This window comes from Streptomyces sp. NPDC048639 (assembly GCF_043199075.1).
Classification (GTDB): Bacteria; Actinomycetota; Actinomycetes; order Streptomycetales; family Streptomycetaceae; genus Streptomyces.
On record NZ_JBICVP010000002.1, the window covers coordinates 177,679 to 204,268 of the forward strand.

General features: G+C 70.8%; 26 protein-coding genes. 11 read left to right on the forward strand and 15 right to left on the reverse strand.

Annotated features, from left to right (window positions below):
* Nucleotides 1-644: 644 nt before the first annotated feature.
* The 6 genes from ACGFNH_RS05130 (at nt 645) to ACGFNH_RS05155 (ending at nt 5,909) form a co-directional block, all read left to right on the forward strand.
* Nucleotides 645-1,481: an alpha/beta fold hydrolase gene (locus tag ACGFNH_RS05130; RefSeq protein ID WP_393651649.1), complete on the forward strand. Its 837-nt coding sequence runs from the start codon at nt 645-647 to the stop codon at nt 1,479-1,481.
* Nucleotides 1,482-1,710: 229 nt separating this feature from the next.
* Nucleotides 1,711-2,031, forward strand: coding sequence for a GNAT family N-acetyltransferase (locus ACGFNH_RS05135; protein ID WP_393651650.1), 321 nt, complete (start codon nt 1,711-1,713; stop codon nt 2,029-2,031).
* 13 nt (nt 2,032-2,044) lie between these two features.
* Entirely contained in the window at nt 2,045-3,628 is a 1,584-nt protein-coding gene (locus ACGFNH_RS05140) for an MFS transporter (RefSeq protein ID WP_393651651.1), read from the forward strand.
* A gap of 225 nt (nt 3,629-3,853) precedes the next feature.
* The gene (locus ACGFNH_RS05145; RefSeq protein WP_393651652.1) at nt 3,854-4,510 is read left to right on the forward strand and encodes an NADPH-dependent FMN reductase; all 657 of its coding nucleotides are present in this window, start codon (nt 3,854-3,856) and stop codon (nt 4,508-4,510) included.
* Nucleotides 4,511-4,650: 140 nt separating this feature from the next.
* Nucleotides 4,651-5,208: an ATP-binding protein gene (locus ACGFNH_RS05150; protein WP_393651653.1), complete on the forward strand. Its 558-nt coding sequence runs from the start codon at nt 4,651-4,653 to the stop codon at nt 5,206-5,208.
* Nucleotides 5,205-5,909, forward strand: coding sequence for an NADPH-dependent FMN reductase (locus ACGFNH_RS05155; RefSeq protein WP_393651654.1), 705 nt, complete (start codon nt 5,205-5,207; stop codon nt 5,907-5,909). Before ACGFNH_RS05150 ends, ACGFNH_RS05155 begins: the two co-directional genes overlap by 4 nt.
* Before the next feature lie 82 nt (nt 5,910-5,991).
* On the opposite strand, the gene ACGFNH_RS05160 is transcribed toward ACGFNH_RS05155, so the two are convergent.
* Entirely contained in the window at nt 5,992-6,420 is a 429-nt protein-coding gene (locus ACGFNH_RS05160; protein ID WP_393651655.1) for a (4Fe-4S)-binding protein, read from the reverse strand.
* A 219-nt stretch (nt 6,421-6,639) separates the two neighbouring features.
* Complete coding sequence (locus ACGFNH_RS05165) at nt 6,640-7,035, reverse strand: VOC family protein (RefSeq protein ID WP_393651656.1); 396 nt, start codon at nt 7,033-7,035, stop codon at nt 6,640-6,642.
* A 189-nt stretch (nt 7,036-7,224) separates the two neighbouring features.
* Here ACGFNH_RS05165 and ACGFNH_RS05170 point away from each other — a divergent pair, with 189 nt between their 5' ends.
* Complete coding sequence (locus tag ACGFNH_RS05170) at nt 7,225-7,398, forward strand: CsbD family protein (protein ID WP_393651657.1); 174 nt, start codon at nt 7,225-7,227, stop codon at nt 7,396-7,398.
* Nucleotides 7,399-7,699: 301 nt separating this feature from the next.
* Here ACGFNH_RS05170 and ACGFNH_RS05175 read toward each other — a convergent pair whose 3' ends face one another.
* Both ACGFNH_RS05175 and ACGFNH_RS05180 read right to left on the reverse strand, forming a co-directional pair.
* Nucleotides 7,700-8,158: an SRPBCC family protein gene (locus tag ACGFNH_RS05175; RefSeq protein WP_393651658.1), complete on the reverse strand. Its 459-nt coding sequence runs from the start codon at nt 8,156-8,158 to the stop codon at nt 7,700-7,702.
* A 205-nt stretch (nt 8,159-8,363) separates the two neighbouring features.
* Nucleotides 8,364-9,107, reverse strand: coding sequence for a class I SAM-dependent DNA methyltransferase (locus ACGFNH_RS05180; RefSeq protein WP_393651659.1), 744 nt, complete (start codon nt 9,105-9,107; stop codon nt 8,364-8,366).
* Nucleotides 9,108-9,264: 157 nt separating this feature from the next.
* Between ACGFNH_RS05180 and ACGFNH_RS05185 the strand changes: the two genes are divergently transcribed.
* The 3 genes from ACGFNH_RS05185 to ACGFNH_RS05195 all read left to right on the forward strand — a co-directional run bounded on the left by ACGFNH_RS05185 (nt 9,265) and on the right by ACGFNH_RS05195 (nt 11,967).
* Nucleotides 9,265-9,957, forward strand: coding sequence for an N-acetyltransferase (locus ACGFNH_RS05185; RefSeq protein WP_393652217.1), 693 nt, complete (start codon nt 9,265-9,267; stop codon nt 9,955-9,957).
* Nucleotides 9,958-10,198: 241 nt separating this feature from the next.
* Complete coding sequence (locus tag ACGFNH_RS05190; protein WP_393651660.1) at nt 10,199-10,693, forward strand: GNAT family N-acetyltransferase; 495 nt, start codon at nt 10,199-10,201, stop codon at nt 10,691-10,693.
* A gap of 131 nt (nt 10,694-10,824) precedes the next feature.
* Nucleotides 10,825-11,967 (forward strand): serine hydrolase domain-containing protein, encoded by a 1,143-nt coding sequence (locus ACGFNH_RS05195; RefSeq protein ID WP_393651661.1) that lies wholly within the window; start codon nt 10,825-10,827, stop codon nt 11,965-11,967.
* A 112-nt stretch (nt 11,968-12,079) separates the two neighbouring features.
* Here ACGFNH_RS05195 and ACGFNH_RS05200 read toward each other — a convergent pair whose 3' ends face one another.
* A complete protein-coding gene (locus ACGFNH_RS05200; RefSeq protein WP_393651662.1) occupies nt 12,080-12,913 on the reverse strand; it encodes an endonuclease/exonuclease/phosphatase family protein in 834 nt (277 codons plus the stop codon).
* A gap of 254 nt (nt 12,914-13,167) precedes the next feature.
* Here ACGFNH_RS05200 and ACGFNH_RS05205 point away from each other — a divergent pair, with 254 nt between their 5' ends.
* On the forward strand, nt 13,168-14,055 hold the full coding sequence (locus ACGFNH_RS05205; RefSeq protein ID WP_393651663.1) for a putative protein N(5)-glutamine methyltransferase: 888 nt from the start codon (nt 13,168-13,170) through the stop codon (nt 14,053-14,055).
* Between the two features lie 91 nt (nt 14,056-14,146).
* Here ACGFNH_RS05205 and ACGFNH_RS05210 read toward each other — a convergent pair whose 3' ends face one another.
* From ACGFNH_RS05210 to ACGFNH_RS05255, 10 genes are all read right to left on the reverse strand, one after another.
* On the reverse strand, nt 14,147-14,572 hold the full coding sequence (locus tag ACGFNH_RS05210) for a GNAT family N-acetyltransferase (protein ID WP_393651664.1): 426 nt from the start codon (nt 14,570-14,572) through the stop codon (nt 14,147-14,149).
* 68 nt (nt 14,573-14,640) lie between these two features.
* On the reverse strand, nt 14,641-16,662 hold the full coding sequence (locus tag ACGFNH_RS05215) for an FAD-dependent oxidoreductase (RefSeq protein ID WP_393651665.1): 2,022 nt from the start codon (nt 16,660-16,662) through the stop codon (nt 14,641-14,643).
* 192 nt (nt 16,663-16,854) lie between these two features.
* A complete protein-coding gene (locus ACGFNH_RS05220) occupies nt 16,855-17,424 on the reverse strand; it encodes a PadR family transcriptional regulator (RefSeq protein WP_393651666.1) in 570 nt (189 codons plus the stop codon).
* Nucleotides 17,425-17,736: 312 nt separating this feature from the next.
* On the reverse strand, nt 17,737-18,357 hold the full coding sequence (locus ACGFNH_RS05225; RefSeq protein WP_393651667.1) for an LAETG motif-containing sortase-dependent surface protein: 621 nt from the start codon (nt 18,355-18,357) through the stop codon (nt 17,737-17,739).
* A gap of 180 nt (nt 18,358-18,537) precedes the next feature.
* Nucleotides 18,538-19,074 (reverse strand): MazG nucleotide pyrophosphohydrolase domain-containing protein, encoded by a 537-nt coding sequence (locus tag ACGFNH_RS05230; RefSeq protein ID WP_393651668.1) that lies wholly within the window; start codon nt 19,072-19,074, stop codon nt 18,538-18,540.
* Between the two features lie 179 nt (nt 19,075-19,253).
* The gene (locus tag ACGFNH_RS05235; RefSeq protein ID WP_393651669.1) at nt 19,254-20,606 is read right to left on the reverse strand and encodes a cytochrome P450; all 1,353 of its coding nucleotides are present in this window, start codon (nt 20,604-20,606) and stop codon (nt 19,254-19,256) included.
* 689 nt (nt 20,607-21,295) lie between these two features.
* Nucleotides 21,296-22,669, reverse strand: coding sequence for an FAD-binding oxidoreductase (locus ACGFNH_RS05240; protein ID WP_393651670.1), 1,374 nt, complete (start codon nt 22,667-22,669; stop codon nt 21,296-21,298).
* Nucleotides 22,670-23,024: 355 nt separating this feature from the next.
* On the reverse strand, nt 23,025-24,230 hold the full coding sequence (locus ACGFNH_RS05245; RefSeq protein ID WP_393651671.1) for a cysteine desulfurase-like protein: 1,206 nt from the start codon (nt 24,228-24,230) through the stop codon (nt 23,025-23,027).
* 128 nt (nt 24,231-24,358) lie between these two features.
* Nucleotides 24,359-25,303, reverse strand: a complete 945-nt coding sequence (locus ACGFNH_RS05250; protein WP_393651672.1) for an SIS domain-containing protein — start codon at nt 25,301-25,303, stop codon at nt 24,359-24,361.
* Between the two features lie 328 nt (nt 25,304-25,631).
* Entirely contained in the window at nt 25,632-26,423 is a 792-nt protein-coding gene (locus ACGFNH_RS05255) for a DeoR/GlpR family DNA-binding transcription regulator (protein ID WP_393651673.1), read from the reverse strand.
* Nucleotides 26,424-26,590 lie beyond the last annotated feature (167 nt).

Genomic DNA, 26,590 nt, shown 5'->3' on the forward strand with positions numbered 1-26,590 from the left:
CGCTCGGGCGACGCCGTCGTGGCGACCCAGGACGTGCTGGTCGGGGGGCGGCGCCGGCCCGATGGATCGGCGCAGGGGGGGACCGGCGGTGTCGCGAAGGCCGTCAACACACTGACCGCCCGCCACACCCCGTATGCGCTCCGTCGTCACGCGGCGCGACAAGACCGTGGTGGCCATGCGGCAGCTGCTCGGTGAGCGGGGCAAGGGATCATCACCGGCTCGTCGCCGTACGGGTGGAGGGCCGGGCCTGATGAGGACGGCTCCCCGCGGGCGCGTGAAGCGCGGACGACGCCGTCCCGCCCGGATGCAGGCCCAGGCGCCCGGTGCGAGCATGGTGAAGTGGCGTATCGGCGCCGTACGCGCAGGTCGGTACGGTCGCCGCGGCGCTGCGGCACAGGGCCGCCATTCCGTCCGGTCCGGTCGGCCGAATGTATCTGACGGACGGTCAACCACCTCGGTCAACCGCCCCCGGAGCGAACGACGTTCGAGGAGTGGAGGGGACGGCCGCACCCGGCGGGTCGGGCGGACGTAACGGATCGCGGACCCGGCCGGGAGAGGCCGTCAGCCTGCCGAACGCCTCCGGTCGGGCGGACCCGCGGCCTCACAGCCCCATACGCACGCTACTCCTCGAAGGAGACCTCACCATGCCCTTCATCACGGTCGGCACGGAGAACTCCGGGAACATCGACCTCTACTACGAGGACCACGGCTCCGGACAACCGGTGGTGCTCATCCATGGATTCCCGCTCGATGGCTCCTCATGGGAACGGCAGATTCCCATGCTGCTCGAAGCGGGATACCGCGTCATCCACTACGACCGGCGCGGCTTCGGCAAGTCGAGCCAGCCGACTGAGGGATACGACTACGACACGCTCACGAACGACCTCAAGACCCTGTTGGAGACGCTCAATCTGCGCAATGTCATCCTGGCCGGCTTCTCCATGGGCACGGGTGAGGTCACGCACTACCTCGGGTCCCACGGTTCCGAGCGCGTGGCGAAGGCGGCCCTGTTCGCGCCGCTCGCGCCGTATCTGCTGGAGACGGACGACAATCCCGAAGGCGTTCCGGGAAAGGTCTTCGAGGACATCAAGCACGCGATCCGCACCGACCGGTTCGCCTACCAGAAGGAGTTCCTCGACGACTTCTTCAACGTGGACGTGTATGCCGGGACGCGCATCAGCGACCAGGCGTGGCAGGGCAATTGGAACGTTGCGGTCGCCGCGTCGGCCATCGGCACGCTGAAGTGTGTCGACGCCTGGCTCACCGACTTCCGCGGGGACATCGCGGGGCTGTCGAGCGTTCCGCTTCTGGTCGTCCAGGGCACCAAGGACCGCATCCTCCCGATCGACAACACCGGACGGCGACTGCCCGCCCTCATCGACGGGCTGGAGTACCACGAGGTCGAGGAGGGCCCGCACAACATCGGCTGGACCCACCCCGAGATCCTCAACCCGCTGTTCCTGGACTTCGTCACGAAGTAGGGCGACTGCCGCACGTATCGGCACGTCACGGGGCCCGGAGCGGGCCCCGTGACGTATGCCCGCTCCGGGCTTCACCTGCTCCCGTGAGACGGCGCACGCTCCGTGCACCCTTCCCTCCGCGGACCTCATGACATGTCTGTTGACACGTCAACGACAATGCTTATGGTTGTCACATCACTTTTCAGAGCTGGGCCCGCGCAATCCCCCGCGCCGGCCCGAGGAGGCGCCCATGACCGGGGCCGGACCGTCCGCAGAGGTGACCGAGAACGCCGACAAGGCGCGCTACGAAGTCCGGGTGGGAGCGGATCTGGCGGGCTTCGCGGAGTACCGCGCCAGGAACGGCCGCATCGTCTTCACCCACACCGAGATCGACCCCGCGTTCCAGGGGCGAGGGCTGGCTCGCGCGCTCGCTGGCGCCGCGCTCGACGACGTACGCGAGCGAGGGCTGACGGCGACTCCGCTGTGCCCGTTCATCGCGGACTACATCCGCAGGAACCCCCAGTACGCAGAGATCGTGGACCCCGCCCACCGCGGCCGGCTCGCCGACTGACCCGGAAGACACCATGAACCAGCCCCCACAACAGCACGACGCACCTACGGCGCCCGCGGGGCAGCCACCGACCGCGGGCGGCCTACGACTCGGGGAACCGCGCGGCCGCTGGGCCCTGCTGGCGACGGTCCTCGGATCCGGTATGGCCATGCTGGACGCGACCGTGGTCAATATCGCGCTGCCCGCCCTGGGCAGCGACCTCCACGTGGACGTGGCGGGGCTGCAGTGGACGGTCAACGCGTACACACTGACCCTCGCGGCGTTCATCCTCCTCGGCGGCTCACTGGGCGACCGGTACGGCCACCGGCGCGTGTTCGTGCTGGGAGCCGCGTTCTTCGCCCTGGCTTCCCTGCTGTGCGCGATCTCCCCGGACGCGACACTGCTGGTACTGGCACGCGCCCTGCAGGGCGTCGGCGGGGCCCTGTTGACCCCGTCCAGCCTTGCGATCATCGCGGCGACGTTCCATCCGGACGACCGGGGCCGCGCCATCGGCGCCTGGTCGGGACTGGGCGGCGTTGTCGCCGCGGTCGGGCCGTTCCTCGGCGGCTATCTCGTCGAAAGCGTCGGCTGGCGCTGGATCTTCCTCATCAATCTGCCGGTTGCGCTCGCCACGATCACGGTGGCACTGCTCCGCGTACCGGAGAGCTCCGACCCCGACGCCCCTCCCCGCCCCGACATCGCGGGGGCACTGCTCGGCGCCCTGGGCCTGGCCGGCGTGACGTACGCGCTGATCGCCGCCGCGGAGAACGGGGCGTCCGCGGGCGTGTGGGTGAGCGCGGGGGCCGGCGCGGCGGGGCTGGCGGCCTTCATCGCGACGGAACGGTTCAGCCGCAGCCCGATGATGCCTCTCGGCATCTTCTCCTCCCGGCAGTTCAGCGCGGCCAACGTCGTGACCTTCGCCGTCTACGCGGCGCTCGGCGGAATCTTCTTCATCCTCGTGCTGGACCTGCAAGTGGTCGCCGGATTCTCGCCCTTGGCCGCGGGCGCCGCGCTGCTCCCGGTGACGGCGATCATGCTGCTGGGCTCGCCCGGTTCGGGCGCGCTCGCACGACGGATCGGGCCCAGGGCGCCGATGACCGTGGGGCCGCTGGTGAGCGCGGGTGGCGCCCTGCTCCTGCTGCGGGTCGGGCCGGGCGCCTCGTACACCACCGATGTCCTCCCGGCGATGGCGGTGTTCGGCCTCGGACTGACCATCACCGTCGCGCCGCTGACGGCGGCGGTCCTGGCCGCCGTACCGACGCACATCTCCGGGCTGGCGTCGGGCGTCAACAACGCGGTCGCGAGGACGGCGGGTCTCGTCGCGGTGGCGGTGCTGCCGCTCGCCACCGGTCTGTCCGCGGAGGACTACCGGCAACAGACCGCATTCGACGCGGCGTTCCGTGTCGCGGTGCTGCTGACCGCTGCGGTGCTCGCGGTCGGCGGGCTTCTGTCCTGGGCACTGGTCCGCAACCCACCGGGGTCCGAGGCGGTCACGGGTGACGCGGCGGAGGGGACGAAGGGGCCGACGAGTCCCGGGGGCGACGCCGAACGGGGCGCGGCGCCGCGGCACCGCGCGTTCTGCTCGATCGACGCTACCCCGCTCGAGCCTCATCGGTGAGCCGGGAGCCCCGTAGGGCACGCGGAGCGGGCAGTTCGCGGAGGCCCACCGCTCCCCGGTCTGCCGCAGCATGGGTCCCAGCGCCCAAGGAGCCGTCGCTCCACGGCACATGACACCGCTTCAGCAGGCCTGTACACGTGGGCGATCCGCGGTGCGCGATGCGCCCCTGCGTTCAACTCCCCTTCTCCAGACCCTCCTTCCGCATTCCACGAAAGGTTCAGCAGTATGGCCATCAGCTCCCACGCCGACTCCCTGCGCGTGTTCGTGCTGTCCGGATCGCAGCGGGCCGGCTCGGTCAACTCGCGCCTGGCCGCCGTGGTCGCCCGACTCGTCGACCGCACCGGCGCCACGTCCGAGTCGGCCGGGCTTCGCGACTTCGACATCCCGCCGTACGACGGCGACTCGGAGGCCCAACGGGGCCAGCCGCGGGGCGTGGTGGCGCTGCGCGACCGCATCGAGGCCGCCCAGGGGTTCGTCATCGCGTCCCCGGAGTACAACGCGTCGATGGCGGGCGCGGTGAAGAACGCGATCGACTGGGTGTCCCGATCCCGCCCGCAGCCGTTCCGGGACAAGCACGCTCTGCTCGTATCGGCGTCGCCCTCGGCGGTCGGCGGCAATCGGGGACTGTGGGCACTGCGCGTTCCGCTGGAGTCGCTGGGCGCGCGCGTGCACCCGGACATGTTCAGTCTTGCCCATGCGCACGAGGGCTTCACGGACGCGGGCGACCTCGCCGACCCCGGGCGGTATGAGCGCCTGGCGGGGATGGTCGGGGGCTTTCTCGACGCGGTCGAAGCCGATCGGCGGTACCGCCTGACGCTGCGCTGGAACGAGGTCTTCGAGAGCGGGGAGAGCGCCCCGGCCGCCCGGCAGGGCCGCCGCTGACTCCTGCGGGTGAGCGCCGCCCCACGGCGAGAGATCGGGTGCCGTCCGGTCGCCCCAAGGGGAGCATCATCAGGTCGGTTGACACGTCAACCTAAAGTGCTACCGTGCCCGTAGTGGACATTTCGCCCACAGTGGAGCCCATGCCCCCTCCGATCGGCACCACCATGAACGCCTCCCCCACATGCACCCAGGCCGTGCGCCGCAGAGCCCGGTTCCGGCTGCCCCGGACCGCCACCGCACCGCGCTCCGCCCGGCGCCTCATCGATGCCGTGCTGGACGAGTGGTGCACCCCCGGCGACATCGCGGACACGCTGCGTCTGCTCACCAGCGAACTCATCACCAACGCCGTCGCCCACGGCAACGGCCGGATCGAGCTCGTGCTCTCCCTGTCCCCGTACGCCGGCAGCCACCCGCTCACCGGACGGCGCCCCTACGCCGTTCTCCGCGTCGAGGTCTCCGACGACTCCCCCTTCCCCGCCCGCCGGGACGGCCGCCCCGAGGACGACGAGTACGAGCACGGGCGCGGGCTGCTGCTCGTCGAAGCACTCTCCGACCGGTGGGGGCAGGAGGCCCGCACGGGAGGGAAACAACTCTGGTGCGAGTTCGCGCTGTCCGGCCCGGCACCGCGCCGGTCCGATGCGTGCGACACAGGCACCGTACGAGGCCACGAGACCACCACGAGAAAGGGCGGATCATGACGGGACTCCCCCGCGTACCCGATGCACCGGACGGCACCGGCGGCGCACCCTTCCACGCCGACCGGCAAGCGCTGCGCGTCTTCGTCCTGTCCGGGTCGCAGCGGACCGGTTCGGTGAACGCGCGTCTGGCCGCTGTCGTCGCCGGAATCGTCGACACGACCGGCGCCACGGCCGAGCTCGCCCACCTCCGCGACTTCGCGATGCCGCCCTACGACGGCGACGCCGAGACCGCGGACGGCCCGCCCGACGGCGCCGTGGCGTTGCGCGACCGCATCGAGGCGGCCCAGGGCGTCGTCATCGCATCGCCCGAGTACAACGCCTCCGTACCGGGGGTGGTGAAGAACGCCATCGACTGGGTGTCGCGACTGCGACCCCAGCCCTTCAAGGACAAGCAGGCGCTGCTCGTCTCCGCGTCACCGTCGATGGTGGGCGGCAACCGCGGGCTGTGGGCACTGCGCGTACCGCTGGAACACCTGGGAGCCCGCGTCTACCCGGACATGTTCAGCCTGGCCAAGGCGCATCAAGCCTTTGCGGAGAACGGCGAGTTGACCGAGGCCGGGCTTCGGGAGCGGCTCACGGCGACGGTGGTGTCCTTCCTCGACCTGGTCGAGGCGGACACGCTCTACCCATGCCTGCAACGGCGCTGGTACGAGTTTCTGGGCGACGAGACGAGTGCACCGGTGACGCAGCGCGCGGAGTGAGGTTCGCGCAGCGCGCGGAATGAGGTGACACAGCCCGCGGAGTGAGGTGACACAGCCCGCGGAGCAACCGGTGACGGGTGGGCTACGCGGCTCCCGGCCGGTCGAAACAGGTTCCGTTGCGGTCGCAGAAGGGCTCGTTGGCGCCCGCCCCGCAGGCGCACAGCGCCGCACGGGTCTCGCCGAACTCATCGCCACGCCCTTGTATGCGCAGATCCCCACGGACCAGGAGCGGGCCCTCTTCGGCGGCCCGTACGGCTGTCGGCGTCTCGGGCCGCTCGGCCGGGCCGTCGTCCAGCACGTAGTGGAGTGCCCCGGAAGGGCAGCGCCGTACCACCTCGGCCACGCGCGCGGCCGGTGCGTGCGCCGCGAGGATCCACGGTCGGCGGCGGGGGTCGAACACCTCGGGCAGACCGCGTACGCATTCCGCGAAGTGCACGCACCGGCCGGCGTCGTAGTGGACGGTGACGCCCTCGCCCCGGTACGCCTTCCCCGGCGGTGTCGGTTCGTTCATGGCGCCTCCCGTGCAGCGGCCGCCCCGCCCCGGGCCGGTGCGGGGAGTGTGTGACCGAGTCGCACGATAGGCACGGTACGATTGACACGTCAACCACATGAGAGTGGTCCGCTGATGGGCCACCCCTCGGTGGCCCATCAGCCCCTTCCGCTTCGGGGCGCCGCGCGCCGCCCCAGCGTCCCGCCGAACCTGTCGACCGCGGCCCCTCCGCGCGCGCTACTACTCCGCCAGCCGCCCCTCGCCCGCCACCAGCGTGAAGGAATGGCCCGCAGGGTCGGAGTAGACGCGTATGTCGCGCGGCCCCATGTTGTCCTTGGCTTCCACGGGGGTCGCACCGAGGCCGATCGCCTCGCGCTCCGCCTCGTCCATGTCGTCCTGCGACACGAGGACTTGGAGGTGCGACTGCTGAGAGTCCTCGGGGCGGGGCCAGCTCGGCGGTGTCAGTCCGTGGTCGCGTCGGATGGCAAGGCGCACGCCTTCGTGACCGACAATCTCGACGTAGTCGGGGTCCGTCCCGCGCCGGGTCTCGGCGTTCAGCAGGCGGGCGTAGAACTCTGCCAGCGCTTCCGGCTCGGCGCAGTCGAGAACGAGAACACATGTCTTGGCGACGCTCATCGCGCTTCCCTCTCCCTCCCCCGCAGGCGGGCGCCCGCGTGCTGCCCGAACGGATACCCCCGGACCCGGCCGGCACGCCCGCGGTGCGCCGGCCGCGACGGCTCAAGCGATATGCGGGACAACGGGTTTGGGCGGGGAATGGGCGGATAGCCGAAGGAAGACCGAAGATCTCCAGGGTGAGGAGCGTCCATGAGCTCGACGGACAAGAACAAGGCGAAGCTCGAGCAGGCCAGGGGAATGGCCAAGGAAATTGCGGGCCGCTTCTCCGGCCACAAGCGCACCGAGGCCGATGGTCGTACGGAGCGCAGCAAGGGCGACCTTCGCGAGGCGGTGCTGAAGCTCAGGGATGCGGTGAAGCGCTGACGTTCCTGCGATGACGGGACGTTCCTGCGATGACGGCCGGCCTCTCCGCGCCGGCCCATGACGCGTATGCGAGTCCGACGCGTCAATATCGCACGAGGGTGGGGGGATGGGTCCCCAGCGGCTGGGCGCTGGGGACCCATCCCCCCACCCTCGTGCCCTCGCGGATTTCACGAGCACCTGTTTCCTGTGGCCTTTGTTTCGCCCCATGTGTTTCTCGTCATGACTGGCCGTCATGTCCCAGGGGCCGGGCCGTTGTTCGGCCCGGCCCCTGGGTACAGCGGGTATGTCGCTCCGCCGTGGCTCAGCCCGGAGAAATGCGGCCCCGCCAGCCTCCGGACTCGGCTCCGCGGTGCTCGATGAATTCCTTGAACCGCTTCATATCGCCCTTCGTACGCCGGTCCAGCACGCCGAGCATGTCCCCGGCCTTGTCCGTGATACCGGCCGGCTCCACGTCCATCACCAGATCGACGCGCGTGCGGGTGTCGTCCAGGGGCTGGAAGGTGACCAGTCCGCGCTGTTTGACATCACCGCTCGTCGTGCGCCAGGCGATGCGTTCGTCGGGGAGCTGATCGATGATCTCCGTGTCGAACTCCCGCTGTACACCGGCGATTTTCGTCGTCCAGCGATTGTGGCTCGCGTCGACCTGGGTGACGCGCTCGACGCTTTCCATGAAGTTCGGGAACTCCTCGAACTGCGTCCACTGGTTGTAGGCGATCTGCACGGGGACCTCGACCTCTACGGACTCACGCACCATGCCCATGTTCGGAGGCTCCTTCCCTCGGTGCCGTACACACCGTCCGGCGCTGTACGGCGCATTGGTCTGTCGCCGGTTTCGGGTGCCCTCCCGGGCGCACCTCAATCGGTCACGGCGGGAGACCCACTTCACGGTCGCGCAAAGGAATACCGTCGTGCGGCGGCGGGCATGCGCGCTCTGCGATCTCCGCCCTTGTGGTATGGAATTCTCCTCAACACCGAGATGCTTTCCGGGCGATCGTGATGATCTCCAGGCTCGCATCGGTCAGCGGTCCGCCGCGCCAGTCCCCGTACTGCTCCTCGATCTCGAGACCGGCCTCGGTCAGGAACGACAACAGCGCCTCGGCGCACAGGAATCTCAGCGTGCTGCGGCTTCTGCGCGGCATGTCCCACCGGGGGCCGGTGAAGGTGTGCGAGAAGCTGACGACGTCCCCTTCCACGGGAGTCGAGACCTCGCGCCAGTAGCGCATCACACCGCCCGCGCCGTCGGGCACCTCGAACACGTCGTCCGGGGTCCAGCTCTCCCACTCCCTGGCCTGCGGGTTGCGTGTCTCGAAGGCGAAACGGCCGTCGTCGGTGAGCGCCGAGCGGATCGCGGCGAGTGCGGCGCGCAGTTCGTCGTCCCCGACGAGCACTTGGAAGGCATTGCCGGTCATCACGACCAGGTCGAACGCGCGGTTCCATGCCACCGAGCCGAGGTCGCCGAGCACCCAGTCGTTGTCGGTACGGCGGCGAGCCCGGTCGAGCATCGCGGCGGCCGGGTCCAGCCCGCAGAGCCACCCGGTGTGGCCGGCCTCGCGGGCGCGGTGCAGCAGCACACCCGTGCCGCAGCCGACATCGAGCACGGACCCTGCGGACATGACCATGGGCAGATAGAAGTCGAGGTCGTCCCGCCCCGCGCACAGCGCGTCGTAGTGGGCGACGAGATCCGGGTCGGAGAACAGGCTGTCCACCATGACGCCTGTGTAGCGCGACACGCCCCACAGCCGCGACCGCATTAATCGGTCGCGCCGCCCGGGAGGCGATGGCAGGGTCCGCAGCGTGACAGCCATCGACAGCATCGAGATCACCGCGCTCGCCGAGCGTCCGGCACTGGCCGCCCGTCTCCATGAGATGACCGAGACCTGGCCCCGGTTCATCTCACAGGACCCGGTCGCCGGCTCACTGCTGCACCGGGTCCCCGAGGAATTCCCGGAGTTCTGCGTGGTGGCGACCGACGGCGACCGCGTCGTCGCGAAGGGGCTCAGCGTGCCTTTCCGCACGGATCCGCCCGACCGCGAGGAGACCCCGGACCGGGGGTGGGACACCGTGCTGACGTGGGCGTTCGCCGACCGGCAGCAGCGGCGTGCCCCGACGGTGACCAGCGCGCTCGAGATCACGCTTGACTCCGCGTACCTCGGTCGCGGGCTGTCGCCCCGCATGCTGTCCGCGCTCAAGGACGCCTCGGCGCGGCAGGGGTACGACACCCTGCTCGCACCCGTCCGCCCGACCGCCAAGCACCTGGAGCCGCATGTGCCCATGAGCGACTACGTCCGCCGGGTGCGCGACGACGGCCTGCCCACCGATCCCTGGCTGCGCGTCCACGTCAGAGCCGGGGGGACCGTCGAGAAGGTCGCCCCGGCGTCGATGGCCGTCAGCGGGTCACTGGCCCAGTGGCGGGAGTGGACCGGGCTGCCCTTCGACCGCGACGGGGACGTCGAGGTGCCGGGCGCCCTCCTCCCCGTGCGCTGCCACATGGAGCACGACTACGCGGTCTACGTCGAGCCCAATGTGTGGGTGCGGCACGGTCCGCGCCGCAGCGCCTGAAGGCCCGGCGCGGTTGACCCGACGTCGGAAGACCGGGAGGCCGACGTCGGAAGACCGGGAGGCCGGCGAAGGGAGACCCCGGAGTGGGCGGCGGGTCCAGGGCTTCAGGGTCGGCACCCTGAAGCCACCGGGGCCCCGCCACAACAGCTTCGCACCGGACTCCGGGCGGGCTTCGGGCACCGGACCCCGAGCGGAATCAATTCCGGTGCGCGTCCGCCGGGCCCTCGACTAGCCTCCGGCCATGACCTGGCTGCCTGCTGACTTCGTCCACCCCGTCCGCGTCGACGTCCCCGGCGGCCACCATCTGCGCCCCATCGCCGGCGCCGATGTCGACCTTGACTACCCGGCCGTGATGGGCTCGCGAGAACGGCTGTGGTCCCTCTACGGCAAGGCGTGGGGCTGGCCTCCCGCCCATATGACGTACGAGCAGGACCGTGAGGATCTGGAGCGGCACGCGGTCGAGATCGCCGCTCATCAGTCCTTCAACTACGCGCTGTTCGACGCCGCGGAGTCCGCGCTGCTCGGCTGTGTCTACATCGACCCGCCCGAGAAGCCCGGCGCCGATGCGGAGATCGCCTGGTGGGTGGTCGACGACCGGGTCGGCTCGGAGCTGGAGCAGGCACTCGACGCGCTCGTCCCCCGGTGGATCGCCGAGGACTGGCCGTTCGAGCGGCCGCGTTACCTCGGCCGCGACCTGTCCTGGGACGAGTGGCTGGCTCTCCCGGACCTGTCCTGAGCCGCGCGCTCCCCTGCCATCGCACCCGCTCGAAGGCGAAATTCACTCGCCCCCGCTCGGACGCGCCACTTATCGTGACCCGGCCGACGGCCTGACCGGGGGGGCCGTGCACCTGACAGGGGGAGAGAACGGTGCAGCACCACGGATGGGCCGACGAGGGCTTCGCGAACGTCGCAGACGCGTTCGCCCGGAACTTCGCCGAAGGCGGTGAACTGGGCGCGGCCCTGGCCGTGTTCGTGGACGGACGCAAGGTCGTCGATCTGTGGGGCGGCACCGCCGACCGCCGCACGGGCCGCCCTTGGGAGCGGGACACCGCGCTTCCGGTCTTCTCCTGCAGCAAGGTCGTCGTGAGCGTCTGTGCGCTCCTCCTCGCGCAGCATGGACGTCTCGACCTCGACGCCCCTGTGGCCGTGTACTGGCCGGAATTCGGGCAGCGAGGCAAGGAGACCGTCACCACTCGCATGGTGCTGGCGAACACCGCCGGAGTCCCCCATGTCGAGGCGGCGCTGAGCATGAGCGAGCTGACGGCGTGGGATCCGGTCGTCCGCGCCCTGGAGAAGCAGAAGCCCCTGTGGGAGCCCGGAACCGCGTACGAATACCACGCGCACGCCTTCGGCTTCATCGTCGGCGAGGTGATCCGGCGGATCACCGGCTCCACGCCCGGGGGCCTCTTCCGCGAGGCCGTCGCCGACGAACTCGGGCTGCACACCTGGCTCGGCGTGCCCGAGGAGGAGTTCCCGCGGCTGGCCCGGATCGCCGAGGGTGAGGAGCGCGCCGCGATGCCGGACGCCGACTCGCTGCTCGTACGGTCGGTGACGATGAACGGCGTGCTGGTCTTCCCGGGTGTCGACGATCCGCACGGCTGGAACGCGTACGCGCTGCTGGGGGCCGAATTCCCGGGCGCCGGCGCCGTGTCCACGGCACGCGGCCTGGCCACGCTCTACGCCGCGGCCGCCACGGGGGTCGACGGTTCGGACCGCCTGCTCACCGCGGAAACCGTCACCGACGCGGTGGCTCCGCAGTCGGGCGGACCCTCGTGGTCGGGCCTGCCGGACCTGGGCGCGCGCTGGGGCACGGGGTTCGTGCTCGACTGCCCCTCCCGGCGGCTGCTCGGCCCGCGCAGTTTCGCGAACGAGGGCGCCGGCGGCCAGATCGCCTTCGGCGACGACGCGTTCGGCATCGGATTCGCCTACACCGCCAATCTGATGGGCGGTCCGGGCGACGAACGGGCCGACCGTCTCATCGATGCCGTACGGGAGTCCGTCGGCGCCTGACCCGCACGGCGATAAGCCCTCCCTGCCGGCGTTCTTTCTCGGAAGCCGTCACCGCCCATGAGTAGCACAGCCTTCGACTGCTGCTGGATCGCAGCCAGGAACCGCCCGGGCGTCAGGGGGCCTTGGGCGGTCCTGCCGCCAGTTCCGCGACGACCGCGGCGTGATCCGAGGGCCACACGCCGTCGACCGCCCGGTCCCCCGCGCGCCGTACGGACGTGACTCGGCCGGTCCCGTCCGGGCCGGGCAGCCCGACGTGTATGTAGTCGATGCGCACACTGGGGCTGAAGCTCGCCGCGACGAACGGGTTGGCCGCGCTCCACGTGGCAGACGGCGCCGCGGGGTCGGCGTACTCCCAGGCGTCCAGGAGGATGTGGCCGGGGACGGCGGGAGCGGTCTTGTACCCGCCGAACTGCCGGATCTCGTCGGAGTCCGGCCAGGCGTTGAAGTCTCCGGTGACCACCGGCGGGAACGGCGTCCCGCCCCGGTGGTCGGCGACGAACCGGGCCAGTGCCGCGACCTGCCGGCAGCGCAGTGCCGAGGCATGGATCGCGGAGGTCAGATGCGTGGTGAAGAACGGGACCGGGTGCGCCGGCGCGTCGACCAGCGCGTACAGGGCAGCGCGCCCGTCGTCCCGGTTCCCGTCCGCCGGGAGTCGCAGCGCGGCACGGTCCATGATCGGCCATCTGCTCAGCACGGCATTGCCGATGTCGACCTCCGGATCCCCGAGGCGGTCCCGCCACCGCTCCGGCGCTTCGGAAGGGGCCCAGGTCCAGTGCATGCCGAGTTGCCCGGCGAGCCACGACGCCTGGTTGTCCTCGCCGCGGGCCCAGACCTCCTGCAGACCGATGATGTCGGCCCGTGTGTCGCGCAACGTGCCGAGGAGGGCCGGCTGTCGTTCCTTCCACGGGCCGAACCGCCCCCACACATTCCACGTCATCACGCGCATCGGCTCATCCCTCTCCTCGGGTGCCGGACCATCCTGCTGGGTCCGGTGACCGCGGGTGCGGCCGGGGTGACGATCGGCCAGGTGGACCGGCGCAGCCGCGCCCTGTCGGGTACGATTGCGGGCCCCAGCAGGAACTTCCGAGGAGGTGGGACCGATCACCGCTGCCGTTGGCCGGGTGCTCTCACCTCTCAGCCGTACGGCTCACCTCGTCTAGGTGGCCGTGAGGGCGCCCTTCGGTAACCCGGAAGGCTCTCATGTCGGTTTCCCCGTCTCTCCCGTCGCTGTTCTCCTCCCCTTCCGCCGTCGTCTCCCGGCTCCGCACCGCCGGCTGCGTCTTCGCGGAGGACGAGGCGCGGCTCATCCTCTCCACCGCCCGTACGCCCGTCGAACTCGCCGCCATGGTGGAGCGGCGCGCCGCGGGGGTCCCGCTGGAACAGGTGCTCGGCTGGGCGGAGTTCTGCGGTCTGCGGATCGCCGTGGAGCCCGGTGTGTTCGTACCGCGCCGCCGGACCGAGTTCCTGGTCGGGCAGGCCGTTGCACTGCTGCGCGAGGCGCTCGGACCACGGCGGCGCGCGGTGGTCGTCGACCTGTGCTGCGGGTCCGGTGCGGTGGCAGCCGCGCTGCGGGCGGCGGTGGACGGCGACCGGGTGGAGTGGCACGCCGCCGACATCGAGCCCGCGGCGGTGCACTGTGCCCGCCGGAACCTCGGCGCGGGGGCGGAGGTGTACGAGGGAGACCTCTGCGATCCGCTGCCGGAGCGGCTGCGGGGCCGGGTCGATGTGCTGGTCGCCAACGCCCCGTACGTCCCGACCGACGAGTTCGGGCTGCTGCCGCCGGAGGCGCGGCTGCACGAGCCGCGGGTGGCGCTGGACGGTGGCGCGGACGGGCTCGACGTTCAGCGGCGGGTCACGGCCGAGGCGCGCGCGTGGCTGGCGCCGGGCGGCCATCTGCTCGTCGAGACGAGCGAGCGGCAGGTGGCCGGGACCGTCACATCGTTCTCCCGCAACGGACTGGCCCCGCGCGTGAGTCGCTGTGAGGACCTGAGCGCCACCGTCGTCATCGGGACCCGCACGGCCGGGGAACGGGTCGTCCCCCGGTCCGGCGGAATGACGGACCGACGGGCCGACCGGCTTTCGGGATGACGGCGCGTCAGGTCAGCGATCGTGGTGGTCCGGGGCTGCCTGTCGCGGGGTTGCCTGTCGCCGCCTCAGAGAGCCCGTACACGGCGGGCCTTCAGGAAGGCGAGGTGGCCAGGTCGGTCTGCAACAGCCGCGGTGACTGCGCGAATCCGCTGCGGGCGTACGCGGGAACGGCCCGGGTGCTGGAGTGGACCGTGACGCGTTCCAGCCCCGACTCCCGGGCGCACTCCAGGAGTGCGTCGATGAGGACGGCGCCGAGGCCGGTGTTCCGCTCCTCCGGCACCACGTACACGCACTGCACGTCACCCGAGGCGCGTTCCAGGGCGCGCGGGCTCGGTACGCGGCTGGTCACCGCCAGCCAGCCCATGCCGATGACGGCGGCGTCGCGGACCGCGACCAGGCAGCGGTGCGAGGCCGCGTTCTCCTCCGCCCAGATCGCGAAGTGCCGTACGAACTCCTCGCGCATGGTGGCGGGAGTTCCTCCGATCTCCCGCACCCACTGCCACCGGAGCCCGGCCACGGCGCCCAACTCCTCGCGCCGGACCGGGCGTACGGCGATGCCGCCGCCGCTTTCGGCCCGCGCGGCGTTCAGAGCGAGGCCGCCAGTTCCGTGCCCTGAAGGATGGCGCGCTTCGCGTCGAGTTCCGCCGCGACGTCCGCGCCGCCGATGATGTGGGCTTCGCGGCCCCTGGCGCGCAGATCCTCGTACAGGTCGCGGCGGGGCTCCTGTCCGGTGCACACCACGACCGTGTCCACGTCCAGGACGCGGCGTTCCCCGTCGATCGTCACGTGCAGGCCCTCCTCGTCGACTTCGTGGTACGTCGCCCCGGCCACCGTCGTCACGCCGCGGTGGCGGAGTTCGGCGCGATGGATCCAGCCGGTGGTCTTGCCCAGTCCCGCGCCGACCTTGGTGGTCTTGCGCTGGAGCAGATGCACGGTCCGCGACGGCTTCGTACGGCGAGGCTGCTGCAGGGCACCCGGCGTACGGTACTCGGTGTCGACGCCCCATTGCTCGAAGAACGACTCCGCCGTGAGACCGCCGTCGTGGCCCTCGTCGGTGAGGAACTCCGCGACGTCGAATCCGATGCCTCCGGCTCCCAGGATGGCGACGCGCTCCCCCACCTTCGCGTCGTCGCGCAGCACATCGAGGTAGCTCACCACGCTGCGGTGGCCGATTCCGGGGATTTCGGGGATCCGCGGGGTGACGCCGGTCGCGAGGACGATGTCGTCGAAGCCGTACGCGATCAGGTCCTCGGCAGTGGCGGTGGCGCCGAGCCGGACGTCGACTCCCAAGTCCTCCAGGCGGCGCCGGTAGTAGCGCAGCGTTTCGTCGAACTCCTCCTTGCCCGGAACCCTGCGCGCCAGGTTGAGCTGCCCGCCGATGGCGCTGTCCGCGTCGAACAGCGTCACCTGGTGCCCCCGCTCGGCGGCGGAGACGGCACAGGCCAGGCCGGCCGGTCCCGCCCCGACCACGCCGATGTGCTTGACCCTGCGGGTGGGGGACAGGACGAGTTCGGTCTCGTGGCAGGCCCGGGGGTTGACCAGACATGAGGTGATCTTGCCGCTGAAGGTGTGGTCGAGGCACGCCTGATTGCAGCCGATGCAGGTGTTGATGGTGTCGGAGGCTCCGCGCGAGGCCTTGGCGACGAAGTCGGGGTCGGCCAGGAACGGGCGGGCCAGGGAGATCATGTCCGCGTGCCCCTCGGCGAGCAACTGTTCTGCCAGCTCAGGGGTGTTGATGCGGTTGGTCGTCACCAGGGGGATGCCGACGGAGCCCATCAGCTTCTTGGTGACCCAGGTGAAGGCACCCCGCGGCACCGATGTCGCGATGGTCGGGATGCGTGCCTCGTGCCACCCGATGCCGGTGTTGATGATCGTGGCGCCGGCCGCCTCGATCTCCCGGGCCAGGGTGATCACTTCGTCCAGGGACGATCCCCCCGGCACGAGGTCGAGCATCGACAGCCGGTAGATGAGGATGAAGTCCGGGCCGACGCGCTCGCGGACGCGGCGGACGATCTCGACCGGGAAGCGGATCCTGTTGGCGTACGAACCGCCCCAGCGGTCGTCCCGGTGGTTGGTGGCCGCGGCGATGAACTCGTTGATCAAGTAGCCCTCGGAGCCCATGACCTCGACGCCGTCGTAGCCCGCGGACTTCGCCAGCTCCGCGGCCCGTACGAAGTCCTCGATGGTCCGCTCCACGTCCTCGTCGCTCAGAGCGCGGGGCGTGAAGGGACTGATGGGGGCCTGGAGGGCGCTGGGCGCCACCAGGTCGGCGTGGTAGGCGTACCGGCCGAAGTGGAGAATCTGCAGCGCGATCCTGCCGCCCTCGGCGTGGACGGCCGCGGTCACCTTGCGGTGCTCCTCCGCCTCTGCCTCGTCGGTCAGCATCGCCCCGCCCTCGAAGGGGCGCCCCTCGGGATTGGGGGCGATGCCTCCGGTGACGATGAGGCCGACGCCGCCGCGGGCGCGGGTGGCGTAGAACTCGGCCATCCGCTCGAAGCCCTGGGGGACCTCCTCCAGACCTATGTGCATCGACCCCATGAGCACGCGGTTGGGCAGGGTCATGAAGCCGAGGTCGAGCGGGCTCAGCAGGTGGGGGTACTCGGTCAAGGTCAGCGCCTCCTCGCGCTCTTGGGCCGATCCGGTCCCGGGTCGGCCCTGCCGTGCGGTCGTGTGCCGCGCGGGTTTGTCAGGGATGCGCGTCAGGGCGCGGGGCGCACTCGCCGTACGGGTTCGCGGTACGGGTGGCGTACTCGTTGTGGTGCGGGCTTGCCGTACGCGGCGCGGTGCGGGCGTACGCGGTCACTGTCCGGCGCGCGCGACCTCCCGGGCACGGATGATCGCCGCCGCCCGCAGGCACCAGTCGCGGTGCTCCTCCTCGAACTCCAGGCCCCGCTGGCAGGTCAGATACGGGCCGATGCGCTCGCCGTTGCGGAGAAGCTCCGCTTCGGGGTGGTCGCCGCGGAGATAACGCAGGGTCTTGCCGTAGATCTCGATCTTGGCCGAGGCGATGAGCGCCCGCTCTTCGAGCTGCTCGATCACGGGCCCGGCGTCGATGCGGTCGACGCCCTGGACCTTGACCAGCAGATCGTCGCGGATGAAGGAGGGTTTGGAGGCGGAGGCGGCGAATCGCTCCAGCTCGGCGACGCCGGCGTCGGTGACGGTGAACAGGCGCTTGTTGGGCCGGGTCTCCTGGATGACCTGCCGCCCGGCGACCAGTCCTTCCTTCTCCAACTTGCCGAGTTCCAGGTAGAGCTGCTGCGGCAGGGCGTGCCAGAAGTTGGCTACGCCCGTGTCGAACGCCTTGGCCAGTTGGTAACCGCTGTACTCGCCGTCCAGCAGCGCCGCCAGCACCGCGTGGCGCAGGGCCATGCCCCTCACTCCTTCCCTCTGGTCACACTCATGGATAGTCACTAAATTGAGTACCCATGAATGTGACCGTACAGGAGGGTGCGGTGTCAAGGGAAGACCGGTCGGCAGCCAGGGGCCAGCGGCACGAGGAAGGGGCAACCGCCGCCGGATCATGGACACGGCGATGCGGGATGCACGTCGCCGGGCAGACGAAAAGACCCCGGCGTCTTCACGGGGTCATGGATGCGCGGGAGGCACGTTCCCGGCCCGGCACGAGTGCCGCGCCGGCCCGGGGGTTGACCACCGGACCGGCGGGCGCAGTGCCTCGATGGTTCAGGAGCGCGCGCTGCGACGCTTGCGCGTGGCGAAGAGGATGCCGCCACCGGCGAGCGCGACGACAGCGGCCGCGCCGGCGATCAGCGGGGTGTTGCTCGATGCGCCGGTCTCGGCGAGGTCGCCCGGCGCGGAGGTGCTGGGGGCCGGAGCTTCGGCCGAGGGCGTGTCGCTGGCCTCCGGGGTCTCCTCGGAGGGCTCCGAGGGGGTCTCCGACGGCGTCTCGGACGGCGACGGGGGCGTCGCCGACGGAGTCGGGGTGTCCTCGCACACCGGCGAGACCTTGGTCTCGTCACGCGAGAACTTGTCGCCGTCGCCGGCCTTCACCACGAGACGCACCTGCGCCTCGCTGCTGTGAGTCGGGATCTCGAGCTTCTTGTGGAACTCGCGCCCGAAGGTCTCCGCGGGCAGCAGGTCCTTGCCGTCCACGGTTATGGTCACGGTGTTGGTGACCTTGTCGTTGTAGGCGGTGAGGTCGACGCTCACCTCGGAGCAGTCCACCGTCCACTTGGGGGTGTGCGCTGACGCCGGCGTGGCGGTCAGTCCGACCCCGATCAGGCCGGCCGCCGCGGCCGTCATCACAGCGGCGGAACGCCGCCATGATCTGCTGGATACGCTCATGAATCCTCCGCGCAGGTACGTCGGTCGAGTGACCGTGCGAGCGCACAGTACTGCCCCACCCCGGCAGTCTCATAGGCACCCCCGCCCCCATCCTTCACAGCACGGCGGAGCCGTCCGCTCCGCCCCGATTTCGACCGTCGGACAGGGGCAACAGCGGGCGGGCGGGGAGCAGTAGCGCACTCAGGGCGCGGACGCGGGCCCGCCCGGATCCGAACCATCGAGGTCCGGACAGGTGGAGTCCGGACCCACGGAATCCGGCCCGCCCGGGTGCACACGGACAGGCCCCTTGGGATCCGCACCGGCAGGGTCCGGACCCACGGAGTCCGGACCGGCGGGGCCGATGCCGATGGAGTCCGGACGGGCAGGGCCCGGACGACCCGAGCGGGCACCACCGGAGTCCAACTGCCCCGAGACGGCAGCCTCCAGTTCGTCCATCGTGCGATCGAAGGCGGCAGCCAGATCGACCCCGTGGAGTCGCGCCAGAATGAGCACGGACCAGAGGCAGTCGGCCAACTCGTGCTCCAGCGCCGCCCGTCCGCCCGGGACGTCCCGGGCACCCTCCTCGGCCATCACCAGCTTGGCCAGATCCCCGACGTCCCCGACGAAACCCAGCATGAACTCCTCGCGCGTCCAGACCCGCCCGTGCTCACGCCGGTTCAGCTCGTCGTAGAGGGCGTGGACCCGCAGGGCCCGCCGCTGTGCCTGCTCAAGATCCATCCCGCTCCCCGCCGTTGGTGGTGGCCGGCTCCCCAACCTATCGACCACCACCGCCGCTCCCCGGGCGGGACTGCCGGCCAGCGGGGCTGCGGGACCCCGGGTTCGGCGGACTCCTGGGCCGAGCCAGCCGCTCGGGGAAGACCTTCAGTGGAGGGATCGACCGTCATGTCCGCGGCGGTTCAGTCGCGGCCAGTGTGCGCGCATCGCCGTTGCCGGGCGACCATCCTGAGTCCGCCGCGCGGGTGCAGTGCGAAGTCGCTCGTGACCCCGGGGGGATCACCGACGGGCTCGAACTCCCAGTGGCGGCCGATGGTCGCCAGCGTCATGACGCCTTCCATTCGGGCGAAGACGTTGCCGATGCACTGATGCGGCCCAGCGCCGAAAGGCAGGTACGCAAGCCTCGGGCGGCCCGGGGCCTTGGCATGGCCATGGATCTGATCGGACGGGTCGGGATCGGGCAGGAACCGTTGCGGGGCGAACCGTTCCGGCTCGGGCCACCAGGTGGTGTCACGGTGCAGAACGTACGGGCTGATCATGATGAGGCTGTCGCGGGGGATGTCATGCCCGTTCACCCGGTAGTCCTCCAGGGACCGGCGCACGAGGACCCAGGCCGGCGGGTACAGGCGCAGCGTCTCGGAGTACACGGCGTCGGTGAACTCCAGACGGGGAAGGTCCTCGACCGTGGGCAGCCGGTCCCCGAGGACCGAGTCGATCTCGGCGTGCATCCGCTCGCGGATCTCGGGGTGGGTGCCGAGCAGGTAGTACGCCCAGGTCAGGGAGCCGGAGGAGGTTTCGTGCCCGGCCATCAGCAAGGTGATGGCCTCGTCCCGCAACTCCAGGTCGGTGAGGTGCTCGCCGGTGTCCGCGTCCGTTACCTGGAGCAGGACCGACAGCAGGTCCTGGCCGTCGCCGGAACCTCTGCGTCGGTCCTCGATCATGCCGTGGACGATGTCGTCCACGGCCTGCAGGCCCCGCTCGAACTGACGGTTCGCAGGCAGCGGAAGGCGCAGAAGGATCTTCCCGAACGGGCTCAACTCCCAGCGCAACGGCCCACCTTCCCGAGGGAAGGCGGTACGGATACGGGCAGCGGCCTCGCTTTCCAGGGAGACATCGAAGAGGGTGCGTGTGACCATGCCGAGGGCGAGCTCGTACATCGCCTCGTGGAAGTCGAGCCGCTCCCCCTCGGTGAAGCCGGCCGACGCCTCGTCCGCGATGGAGGCGAACGTGGAGCCGTACCCGGCGATGCGCTGACGGTGGAAAACGGGCTGGATGAGCCTGCGCTGCCTGCGGTGGTACGTACCGACGCTGGTTGCCAGGCCGTTGCCCACGACACGTTCGAGAGTGCTGGGGGAGCTCTTGGCGAAACGGTGGCTGGAGGCCATGAATACGTCCTGCGCGATGCCGAAATCGCTGATGAGGAAAGCGTTGGTCTTTCCCATCGGGACGCGAACCACGGGCCCGTATTCATCCCGCAGTGCGACCAGAAAGCGCGGGACATTCTTCCTGGGCTTGAGCATCTCCTTCAGCCCCATGAGACCCGGTTTGGGTATGGATCGGGACGGAGAGGGCGGCCCGTGAGGGGTGGGAATAGCGGTCACTGCTGCTCCTGGATCGGCGGAGGGTGACCCGTTCTGCACCCCTGAGCCTCTCTGCAGAGAGTTGCTCCTGCACGGCGGGAAGAACAGGCACGCGGAGTTGACCTGACGGCCGACGATACTGCCGCCGAACGTATAAAGGTCAACGGCCCATTGCCGGATCTAGTGAATCCAGAGTGTTTGCCCGGCGCCGGCGGATTTCAGCGACAGAAGGCAGTGGCCTCACCCGAATCTCGCCATCGAGTGATCCGTGGCGCGGTGAGGTCACTCCGGCCGTATTGATCCGGCGTGTGGGGTGGCTCGGCCGAGCATCATGCGTGGTGATCGACATTGGCGGCAGGCGGAAACTGCGCACGGGTGGCCCAGACGGGACCCAACTGGCCGCCGATGCCCTCGCGCTGAACGACGGCAGGCCGGGACCTGGGCGATCGGCATCAATGCCGACGGTGCCTCCCTGATGATCGTGGTGCTGACCGACCACCGCCGGCAGCTACTCCACATCCCCGGCCGCACCGTGCACTCGTACGTCTGCCGGCGCGACGGGAAGGCGGACATCCATGAGGGCGACGGTCAGGCGGACACCGCCGCCCTCATCCGGGTCCCGATTCCGACCGGAGAGACAGAACTCAGGCCGGCTCGATGTTCTGGTTCGCGTGGAACAGATTGTCCGGGTCGTACGCGCGCTTGATCCGGGAGAGCCGGTCGAAGTGATGGCGGTAGGTGGACCGTACGCGCTCCTGCCCCTCGTCCATCATGAAGTTGACGTACGCCCCGCCCATCGACTCCGGTTGCAGCGCCTCCGAGTACCCCACACACCAGTCCTTGATCGCCCCGGCGTTGGCGGGGTCCGGGTCGATCCCGGCGAAGACGCCCGACCAGAGCGCGTCGCGGTAGCTCCAGGCCGTGTCGTCGGGACCGACCCGGTGGGCGGCGCCGTCGACGGGGTAGAGGTGCATGGTCGACAGCCCTGTCGGGATCGCGTCCCCGTAACGGGCATGCTCCTCGATCGCCTTGTCGGTGATCCGGTCGAAGAAGGCCCCGCGCCAGTACCACTGCAGCCCCGACGGGAGCAGCGCGTCGAACATGGTCTGCAGCTGGGGGTACGGCATCGGCGTCGTGAAGTGGAAGGCCGGCTGCCCCGCGTCGCTCACCCCGGCGAGTTCCTTGTCGATCTGCTCCGGCTCCCCCGCCCAGCACCACACCACGCCGCACACCTTCCGACCGTGCAGCTCCTCCGGGAAGGGCGGGCCGGGCGGAACGACCAGGATGGCGAAGAAGCCGTTCAGGTCCTCGGTCGCCTGCGGCAGGAAGTCCCGGTACCAGCGCAGCACCTCGGGCGTCCGCTCCACCGGCCAGACGGTGATGCCGACCCCGACGTTGTCCACGGGGTGCAGTCGGTAGGTGAAGGAGGTGACGACACCGTAGTTGCCGCCACCGCCGCGCAGGGCCCAGAACAGGTCCGCTTCCCGGTTCTCGTCCGCCGTGACGAAGCTTCCGTCCGCCAGGACGACGTCCGCCGACAGCAGGTTGTCCACGGTCAGCCCGTACGTGCGGGTGAGGTGGCCGTGTCCGCCGCCGAGGGTGAGACCGCCGACTCCGGTGGTCGAATTGATGCCGCTGGGCGTGGCAAGGCCGAAGGCGTGGGCGGCGTGATCGAGATCGCCGAGCTGGGCTCCTCCGGCGACCTGTGCGGTTCCGGCGACCGGGTCCACACGGACCCCCCGCATCGCCGAGAGGTCAATGGTCATCCCGCCGTCGGTCAGACAGAGACCGGCGCCGCTGTGGCCTCCGCCGCGCACGGCGATGTCCAGACCGTTCCGCGCGCCGAACCGGACCGCCGTCATGACGTCACCGGCGTCCACGCACTGCACGATGGCGTCGGGACACTTGTCGATCATTGCGTTGTAGATCGCGCGAGCCTCGTCGTAGCCCGGCTCCCCGGGCGCGGTGACGGGACCGCGGATGGTGTCGTTGAGCGACTCACGGATTGCCGTGTCCATCTCGAACTCCTTGCACGGGCTCTGCAGTTCCCTGTGAACAGCTCCGTGACGTCGCTTCGGTTGCTCACTGGTCGGTTCGGAGGAGCGCCCGCTGAAGGGCGTCGACAGCCGGAACACCGCTGAAGCCGCTCGTTCCTTCCAGCATGCGCCGATGCCGCTGCCCCTGCTACGCGAGCGGGGGCGGGCCGGGCGGAGCGGGCCGGCGTCTCACGCTCGGCCGATGGCGCGCGTACGTAGCGTGGGCGGAGCCGGTCACCTGCCACGGCATGACCGGCCCGCCGCCGACGACCGGCGCCCGCCCGTCACCATCGCCGCACGACCACCCCATCACCCACGACCTGCCTCCGGCCTGTCGTCACTGCGTGAGGAAGTCCGCCAGCGCGCCGAGCAATCGGTCCGCGTCGTCCGCGCTCGTGTATGGAGCGAGTCCGACGCGCAGCCCCCCGTGGTCCCCGAGGCCGAGCCTTCGCGATGCCTCCAGCGCGTAGAAGGATCCGGACGGGGCGCTGATGCCGCCGCGCGCCAGATGGTGACAGGCGTCGACGGTGCTGCGCCCGTCGAGGGTCAGCAACTGGGTCGGCGTACGGTCGGCGGCCCGCGCGTGGAGGGTGACGCCGTCCAGCGCCGCGAGCCCGTCCTCGATCCTCCGCCGCACCCCGTCCTCGTGCCGGTTCAGGGCGGCGTAGGAGGAGGCCAGCCGTTCGCGCCGTCCGCCCGCGCTCCCCGGACCGAGACCGGCGAGGAAGTCGACCGCGGCACGGGCACCTGCCAGGAACTCGTACGGGAGTGTGCCGAGCTCGAATCGCTCCGGCACCGCGTCCGTGGCGGGCAGCAGCTTGTCCGGCCGCAGGGTCTCCAGCAGATCGCTGCGGCTCGCGAGGACTCCCATGTGCGGCCCGAGGAACTTGTACGGGGAGCAGACGAAGAAGTCCGCGCCCAGCGCGTCGATGTCGACGAGGGAGTGCGCCGCGTAGTGCACGCCGTCGACGTACAGCAGGGCGCCGGCCTCATGCGCCGACGACGCGATCTCCGCGACCGGCGGGCGCGTGCCGATCAGGTTCGACGCGGCGGTGACGGCGACCAGCCGGGTCCGCTCGGACAGCACGCCGCGGACGGCGTCCGCCGTGAGCTCGCCGGTGGCGGGGTCGAAGTCGGCCCACCGCACGGTGACCCCGGCACGGGCCGCGGCCTGCACCCACGGCCGGATGTTGGAGTCGTGGTCCAGGCGCGTCACCACGACCTCGTCACCGGGCGACCACGTCTCGGCGAGGGTCCGGGAGAAGTCGTAGGTGAGCTGGGTGGCGCTGCGCCCGAGGACGATGCCGGACGGGTGCGCGCCCAGCAGATCGGCCAGCGCCTCCCGGGCCCCGGACACCAGCGCCTCGGCGTTGCGCTCCCCCGGTGTGACGGGCCCGCGGTTGGACAGGGGCTGTGCCAGCGCGTCGGTGATGGCCTCGATGACCGGCAGGGGCGTCTGGGTACCGCCCGGCCCGTCGAAGAAGGCCGAACCCCACCGCAGCGCCGGGAACTGCGCGCGGACGGCATCGATGTCGTAGGGCATGCGGACTCCCGCTCCTCTCGGTCGCCGCCCGGACGCCTCTCAGGGCTCCCCCGGCGTACGGACCACCTGACTTACGGCTCACACGGCATACGACTTCCCCGCCGTACGGCTCCTCCGAACCACGGCGGTCAGGCCAGGATGACCGAGCGGGTGAGGTGACGGGGACGGTCCGGGTCCAGGTCGCGTGCCGCCGCGAGGGCCACCGCGAGCCGGTGTACCACGATCAGGTCGGCCAGGGGATCGCGTCCGAGGGCGATCAGCCGGCCGCCTGTGCGGGCGATGTCGTCCGCGAGTCCGGCGGGGAGTGCTGCACGGTCGCCGAACCACCAGACCACCCGGCCCGGTCCCGTGATGCTGATCGGCCCGTGCCGGTACTCCATCGCCGGGTACGCCTCGGTCCAGGCGCATGCCGCCTCGCGCATCTTCAGCGCGGCCTCCTGGGCGATCCCGTAGGCCCAGCCCCGGCCGAGGAAGGTGAACTGCTCGGCGGCGAGCAGGCCGTGGAGCGCACCGGCCCCGCCCTGCCCCTCGGACAAGGGCCCGGGCACGGGCAGGGGCTCGTACAGCGCCTGTGCGGCCTGGCCCGCCAGGTGGCCGAGATCCTCCCCGAGCAGAGCGCGCAGCAGCACCAACTCGGTGGTGGCGAAACGGGTCTGGACGACCGAGTCCTCGTCGGCGAAGTCCAGCACCACCGCCACGTCCGCGAGTGCCGCCAGAGGGCTTGCCGGGTCGGCGGTGATCGCCACGCACGGTGTCATCCCGCGCAGCCGGCGAACCGCGTCCAGCACCTCCGTCGTGGTTCCGGAACGGCTCAGCACGACCACGCGGTCGTAACTCCGGCCGGGCGGGACCTCGGAGGCCGGGAAGGCGTCGGTCTCCCCCTGGCCCGCGATCTCGCGCAGCACCGCGTAGGCGTGCCCCATGAACCAGGACGTGCCGCACCCCAGGACGGCGACCCGCTCGCCGGGACGTGGCATACCGGTACGGGCGGGACCGTCGGTGCGTCCCGCCAACTCGACGGCGTGGCGCCAGCATTCGGGCTGGGTGGCGATCTCGGTCTCGGTCCGGCTCATGGCTGGGCACTCCCGTCTCGGCCGTCGTGGTGTACCTCGTCTCGCCGCACCCCTCGATCATGGGTGAACAACCTTGCTTGTTTCCAGTGCAATTCACGCAGAAACAAGCATCAGGGGGTCTCGTGCAGGTGCCCGCCGTTCGGGCAAGGTCCGGGCAGGGGGATGCGCACGGGCGATCAGGGGTGCGGTCAGGGGGGCGGACGCGGGAACGCCCGGGGCGCACAGGAGCGCACCTTCGGGTGCGATAGGGGTGGGTGGTCGACCGGGCGCCGCATCGGCGGCGAAGAAGGGCCGATGCCGGATCGCGGGGCCGCGCGGTGATCGGCGCTCAGGCGCGGATGATCTCGACGCCGGTCGCGGCGAACGGGTCGGTGAGTTCCCGGGGCGCGTCCTTGTCCGTCACCAGCACATGGATGTCCCCCACGGGGCAGATCCGGGCGAAGGCCCGCGCCCCCAGCTTGGAGGTGTCGGCGACGCAGATGACCTGCCCGGCGCGGCTCGCCAGGGCCCGGTTGATGCTCGCCTCGCCCTCGTGCCCAGCCGTCGCCCCGTGCGCGGCGTCGAGGCCGTCGACGCCGAGGAAGACGTGATCCAGGGTGATCTCTGCGAGCAGTTCGGTGGCGAGCGGGCCGATCAGCTCGTACGAGGCCGGGCGGGCCACCCCTCCGGTGACGACGAGCTTCACATGGCGGCGTACGACCAGCTCGTTGGCGATGTTGAGAGCGTTGGTGACGACGGTCAGCGAGGGGTCCGACTCGGACTCCAGCAGGTCGCGCCGGGTCGCCAGCGCGCGGGCGACCTCGGTGGTCGTGGTGCCGCCGTTGAGGCCCACGACCGCCCCGGCGCCGACCAGGCCCGCGGCCACCTGGGCGATCCGTTCCTTCTCGCGGGCGTGCCGCGAGGCCTTGTAGCGCAGGGGGAGGTCGTAGGCGATCGCGTGGATCACGGCTCCGCCGTGCGTCCGGGTGACCATCTGCTGCCGGGCGAGTTCGTCGAGATCTCGGCGGATGGTGGCGGCGGAGACCCCCAGATCGGCCGCCGCCGCCTCGACCTCGATCCTGCCGTCCCGCGTGGCCTTCTCCAGCAGCGCGCTCCACCGGGCCTGCGCCGATCCGGCCATGCGATCGCCCCCCTGTACTGCGCCGTGCACCCCCGGGAGCGGCAGGCCACCGGCCTGCTCGAATCCGGGTGAGGGCGGCCATTGAAACACGTCATGGTGCGGTCACCAACACCTGCGTACGGCCATCCTGAAGGGGAGGATTTCCGGCACCGTACGGGCCCGGTCAC

What these genes read in the sequence shown, in the direction of transcription:
- ACGFNH_RS05130 (WP_393651649.1), top strand. Translation starts at nt 645, where the DNA reads ATGCCCTTCATCACGGTCGGCACGGAGAACTCCGGGAACATCGACCTC.
- ACGFNH_RS05135 (WP_393651650.1), top strand. Translation starts at nt 1,711, where the DNA reads ATGACCGGGGCCGGACCGTCCGCAGAGGTGACCGAGAACGCCGACAAG.
- ACGFNH_RS05140 (WP_393651651.1), top strand. Translation starts at nt 2,045, where the DNA reads ATGAACCAGCCCCCACAACAGCACGACGCACCTACGGCGCCCGCGGGG.
- ACGFNH_RS05145 (WP_393651652.1), top strand. Translation starts at nt 3,854, where the DNA reads ATGGCCATCAGCTCCCACGCCGACTCCCTGCGCGTGTTCGTGCTGTCC.
- ACGFNH_RS05150 (WP_393651653.1), top strand. Translation starts at nt 4,651, where the DNA reads ATGCCCCCTCCGATCGGCACCACCATGAACGCCTCCCCCACATGCACC.
- ACGFNH_RS05155 (WP_393651654.1), top strand. Translation starts at nt 5,205, where the DNA reads ATGACGGGACTCCCCCGCGTACCCGATGCACCGGACGGCACCGGCGGC.
- ACGFNH_RS05160 (WP_393651655.1), bottom strand. Translation starts at nt 6,420, where the DNA reads ATGAACGAACCGACACCGCCGGGGAAGGCGTACCGGGGCGAGGGCGTC.
- ACGFNH_RS05165 (WP_393651656.1), bottom strand. Translation starts at nt 7,035, where the DNA reads ATGAGCGTCGCCAAGACATGTGTTCTCGTTCTCGACTGCGCCGAGCCG.
- ACGFNH_RS05170 (WP_393651657.1), top strand. Translation starts at nt 7,225, where the DNA reads ATGAGCTCGACGGACAAGAACAAGGCGAAGCTCGAGCAGGCCAGGGGA.
- ACGFNH_RS05175 (WP_393651658.1), bottom strand. Translation starts at nt 8,158, where the DNA reads ATGGGCATGGTGCGTGAGTCCGTAGAGGTCGAGGTCCCCGTGCAGATC.
- ACGFNH_RS05180 (WP_393651659.1), bottom strand. Translation starts at nt 9,107, where the DNA reads ATGGTGGACAGCCTGTTCTCCGACCCGGATCTCGTCGCCCACTACGAC.
- ACGFNH_RS05185 (WP_393652217.1), top strand. Translation starts at nt 9,265, where the DNA reads ATGACCGAGACCTGGCCCCGGTTCATCTCACAGGACCCGGTCGCCGGC.
- ACGFNH_RS05190 (WP_393651660.1), top strand. Translation starts at nt 10,199, where the DNA reads ATGACCTGGCTGCCTGCTGACTTCGTCCACCCCGTCCGCGTCGACGTC.
- ACGFNH_RS05200 (WP_393651662.1), bottom strand. Translation starts at nt 12,913, where the DNA reads ATGCGCGTGATGACGTGGAATGTGTGGGGGCGGTTCGGCCCGTGGAAG.
- ACGFNH_RS05205 (WP_393651663.1), top strand. Translation starts at nt 13,168, where the DNA reads ATGTCGGTTTCCCCGTCTCTCCCGTCGCTGTTCTCCTCCCCTTCCGCC.
- ACGFNH_RS05220 (WP_393651666.1), bottom strand. Translation starts at nt 17,424, where the DNA reads ATGGCCCTGCGCCACGCGGTGCTGGCGGCGCTGCTGGACGGCGAGTAC.
- ACGFNH_RS05225 (WP_393651667.1), bottom strand. Translation starts at nt 18,357, where the DNA reads ATGAGCGTATCCAGCAGATCATGGCGGCGTTCCGCCGCTGTGATGACG.
- ACGFNH_RS05230 (WP_393651668.1), bottom strand. Translation starts at nt 19,074, where the DNA reads ATGGATCTTGAGCAGGCACAGCGGCGGGCCCTGCGGGTCCACGCCCTC.
- ACGFNH_RS05235 (WP_393651669.1), bottom strand. Translation starts at nt 20,606, where the DNA reads ATGGGGCTGAAGGAGATGCTCAAGCCCAGGAAGAATGTCCCGCGCTTT.
- ACGFNH_RS05240 (WP_393651670.1), bottom strand. Translation starts at nt 22,669, where the DNA reads ATGGACACGGCAATCCGTGAGTCGCTCAACGACACCATCCGCGGTCCC.
- ACGFNH_RS05245 (WP_393651671.1), bottom strand. Translation starts at nt 24,230, where the DNA reads ATGCCCTACGACATCGATGCCGTCCGCGCGCAGTTCCCGGCGCTGCGG.
- ACGFNH_RS05250 (WP_393651672.1), bottom strand. Translation starts at nt 25,303, where the DNA reads ATGAGCCGGACCGAGACCGAGATCGCCACCCAGCCCGAATGCTGGCGC.
- ACGFNH_RS05255 (WP_393651673.1), bottom strand. Translation starts at nt 26,423, where the DNA reads ATGGCCGGATCGGCGCAGGCCCGGTGGAGCGCGCTGCTGGAGAAGGCC.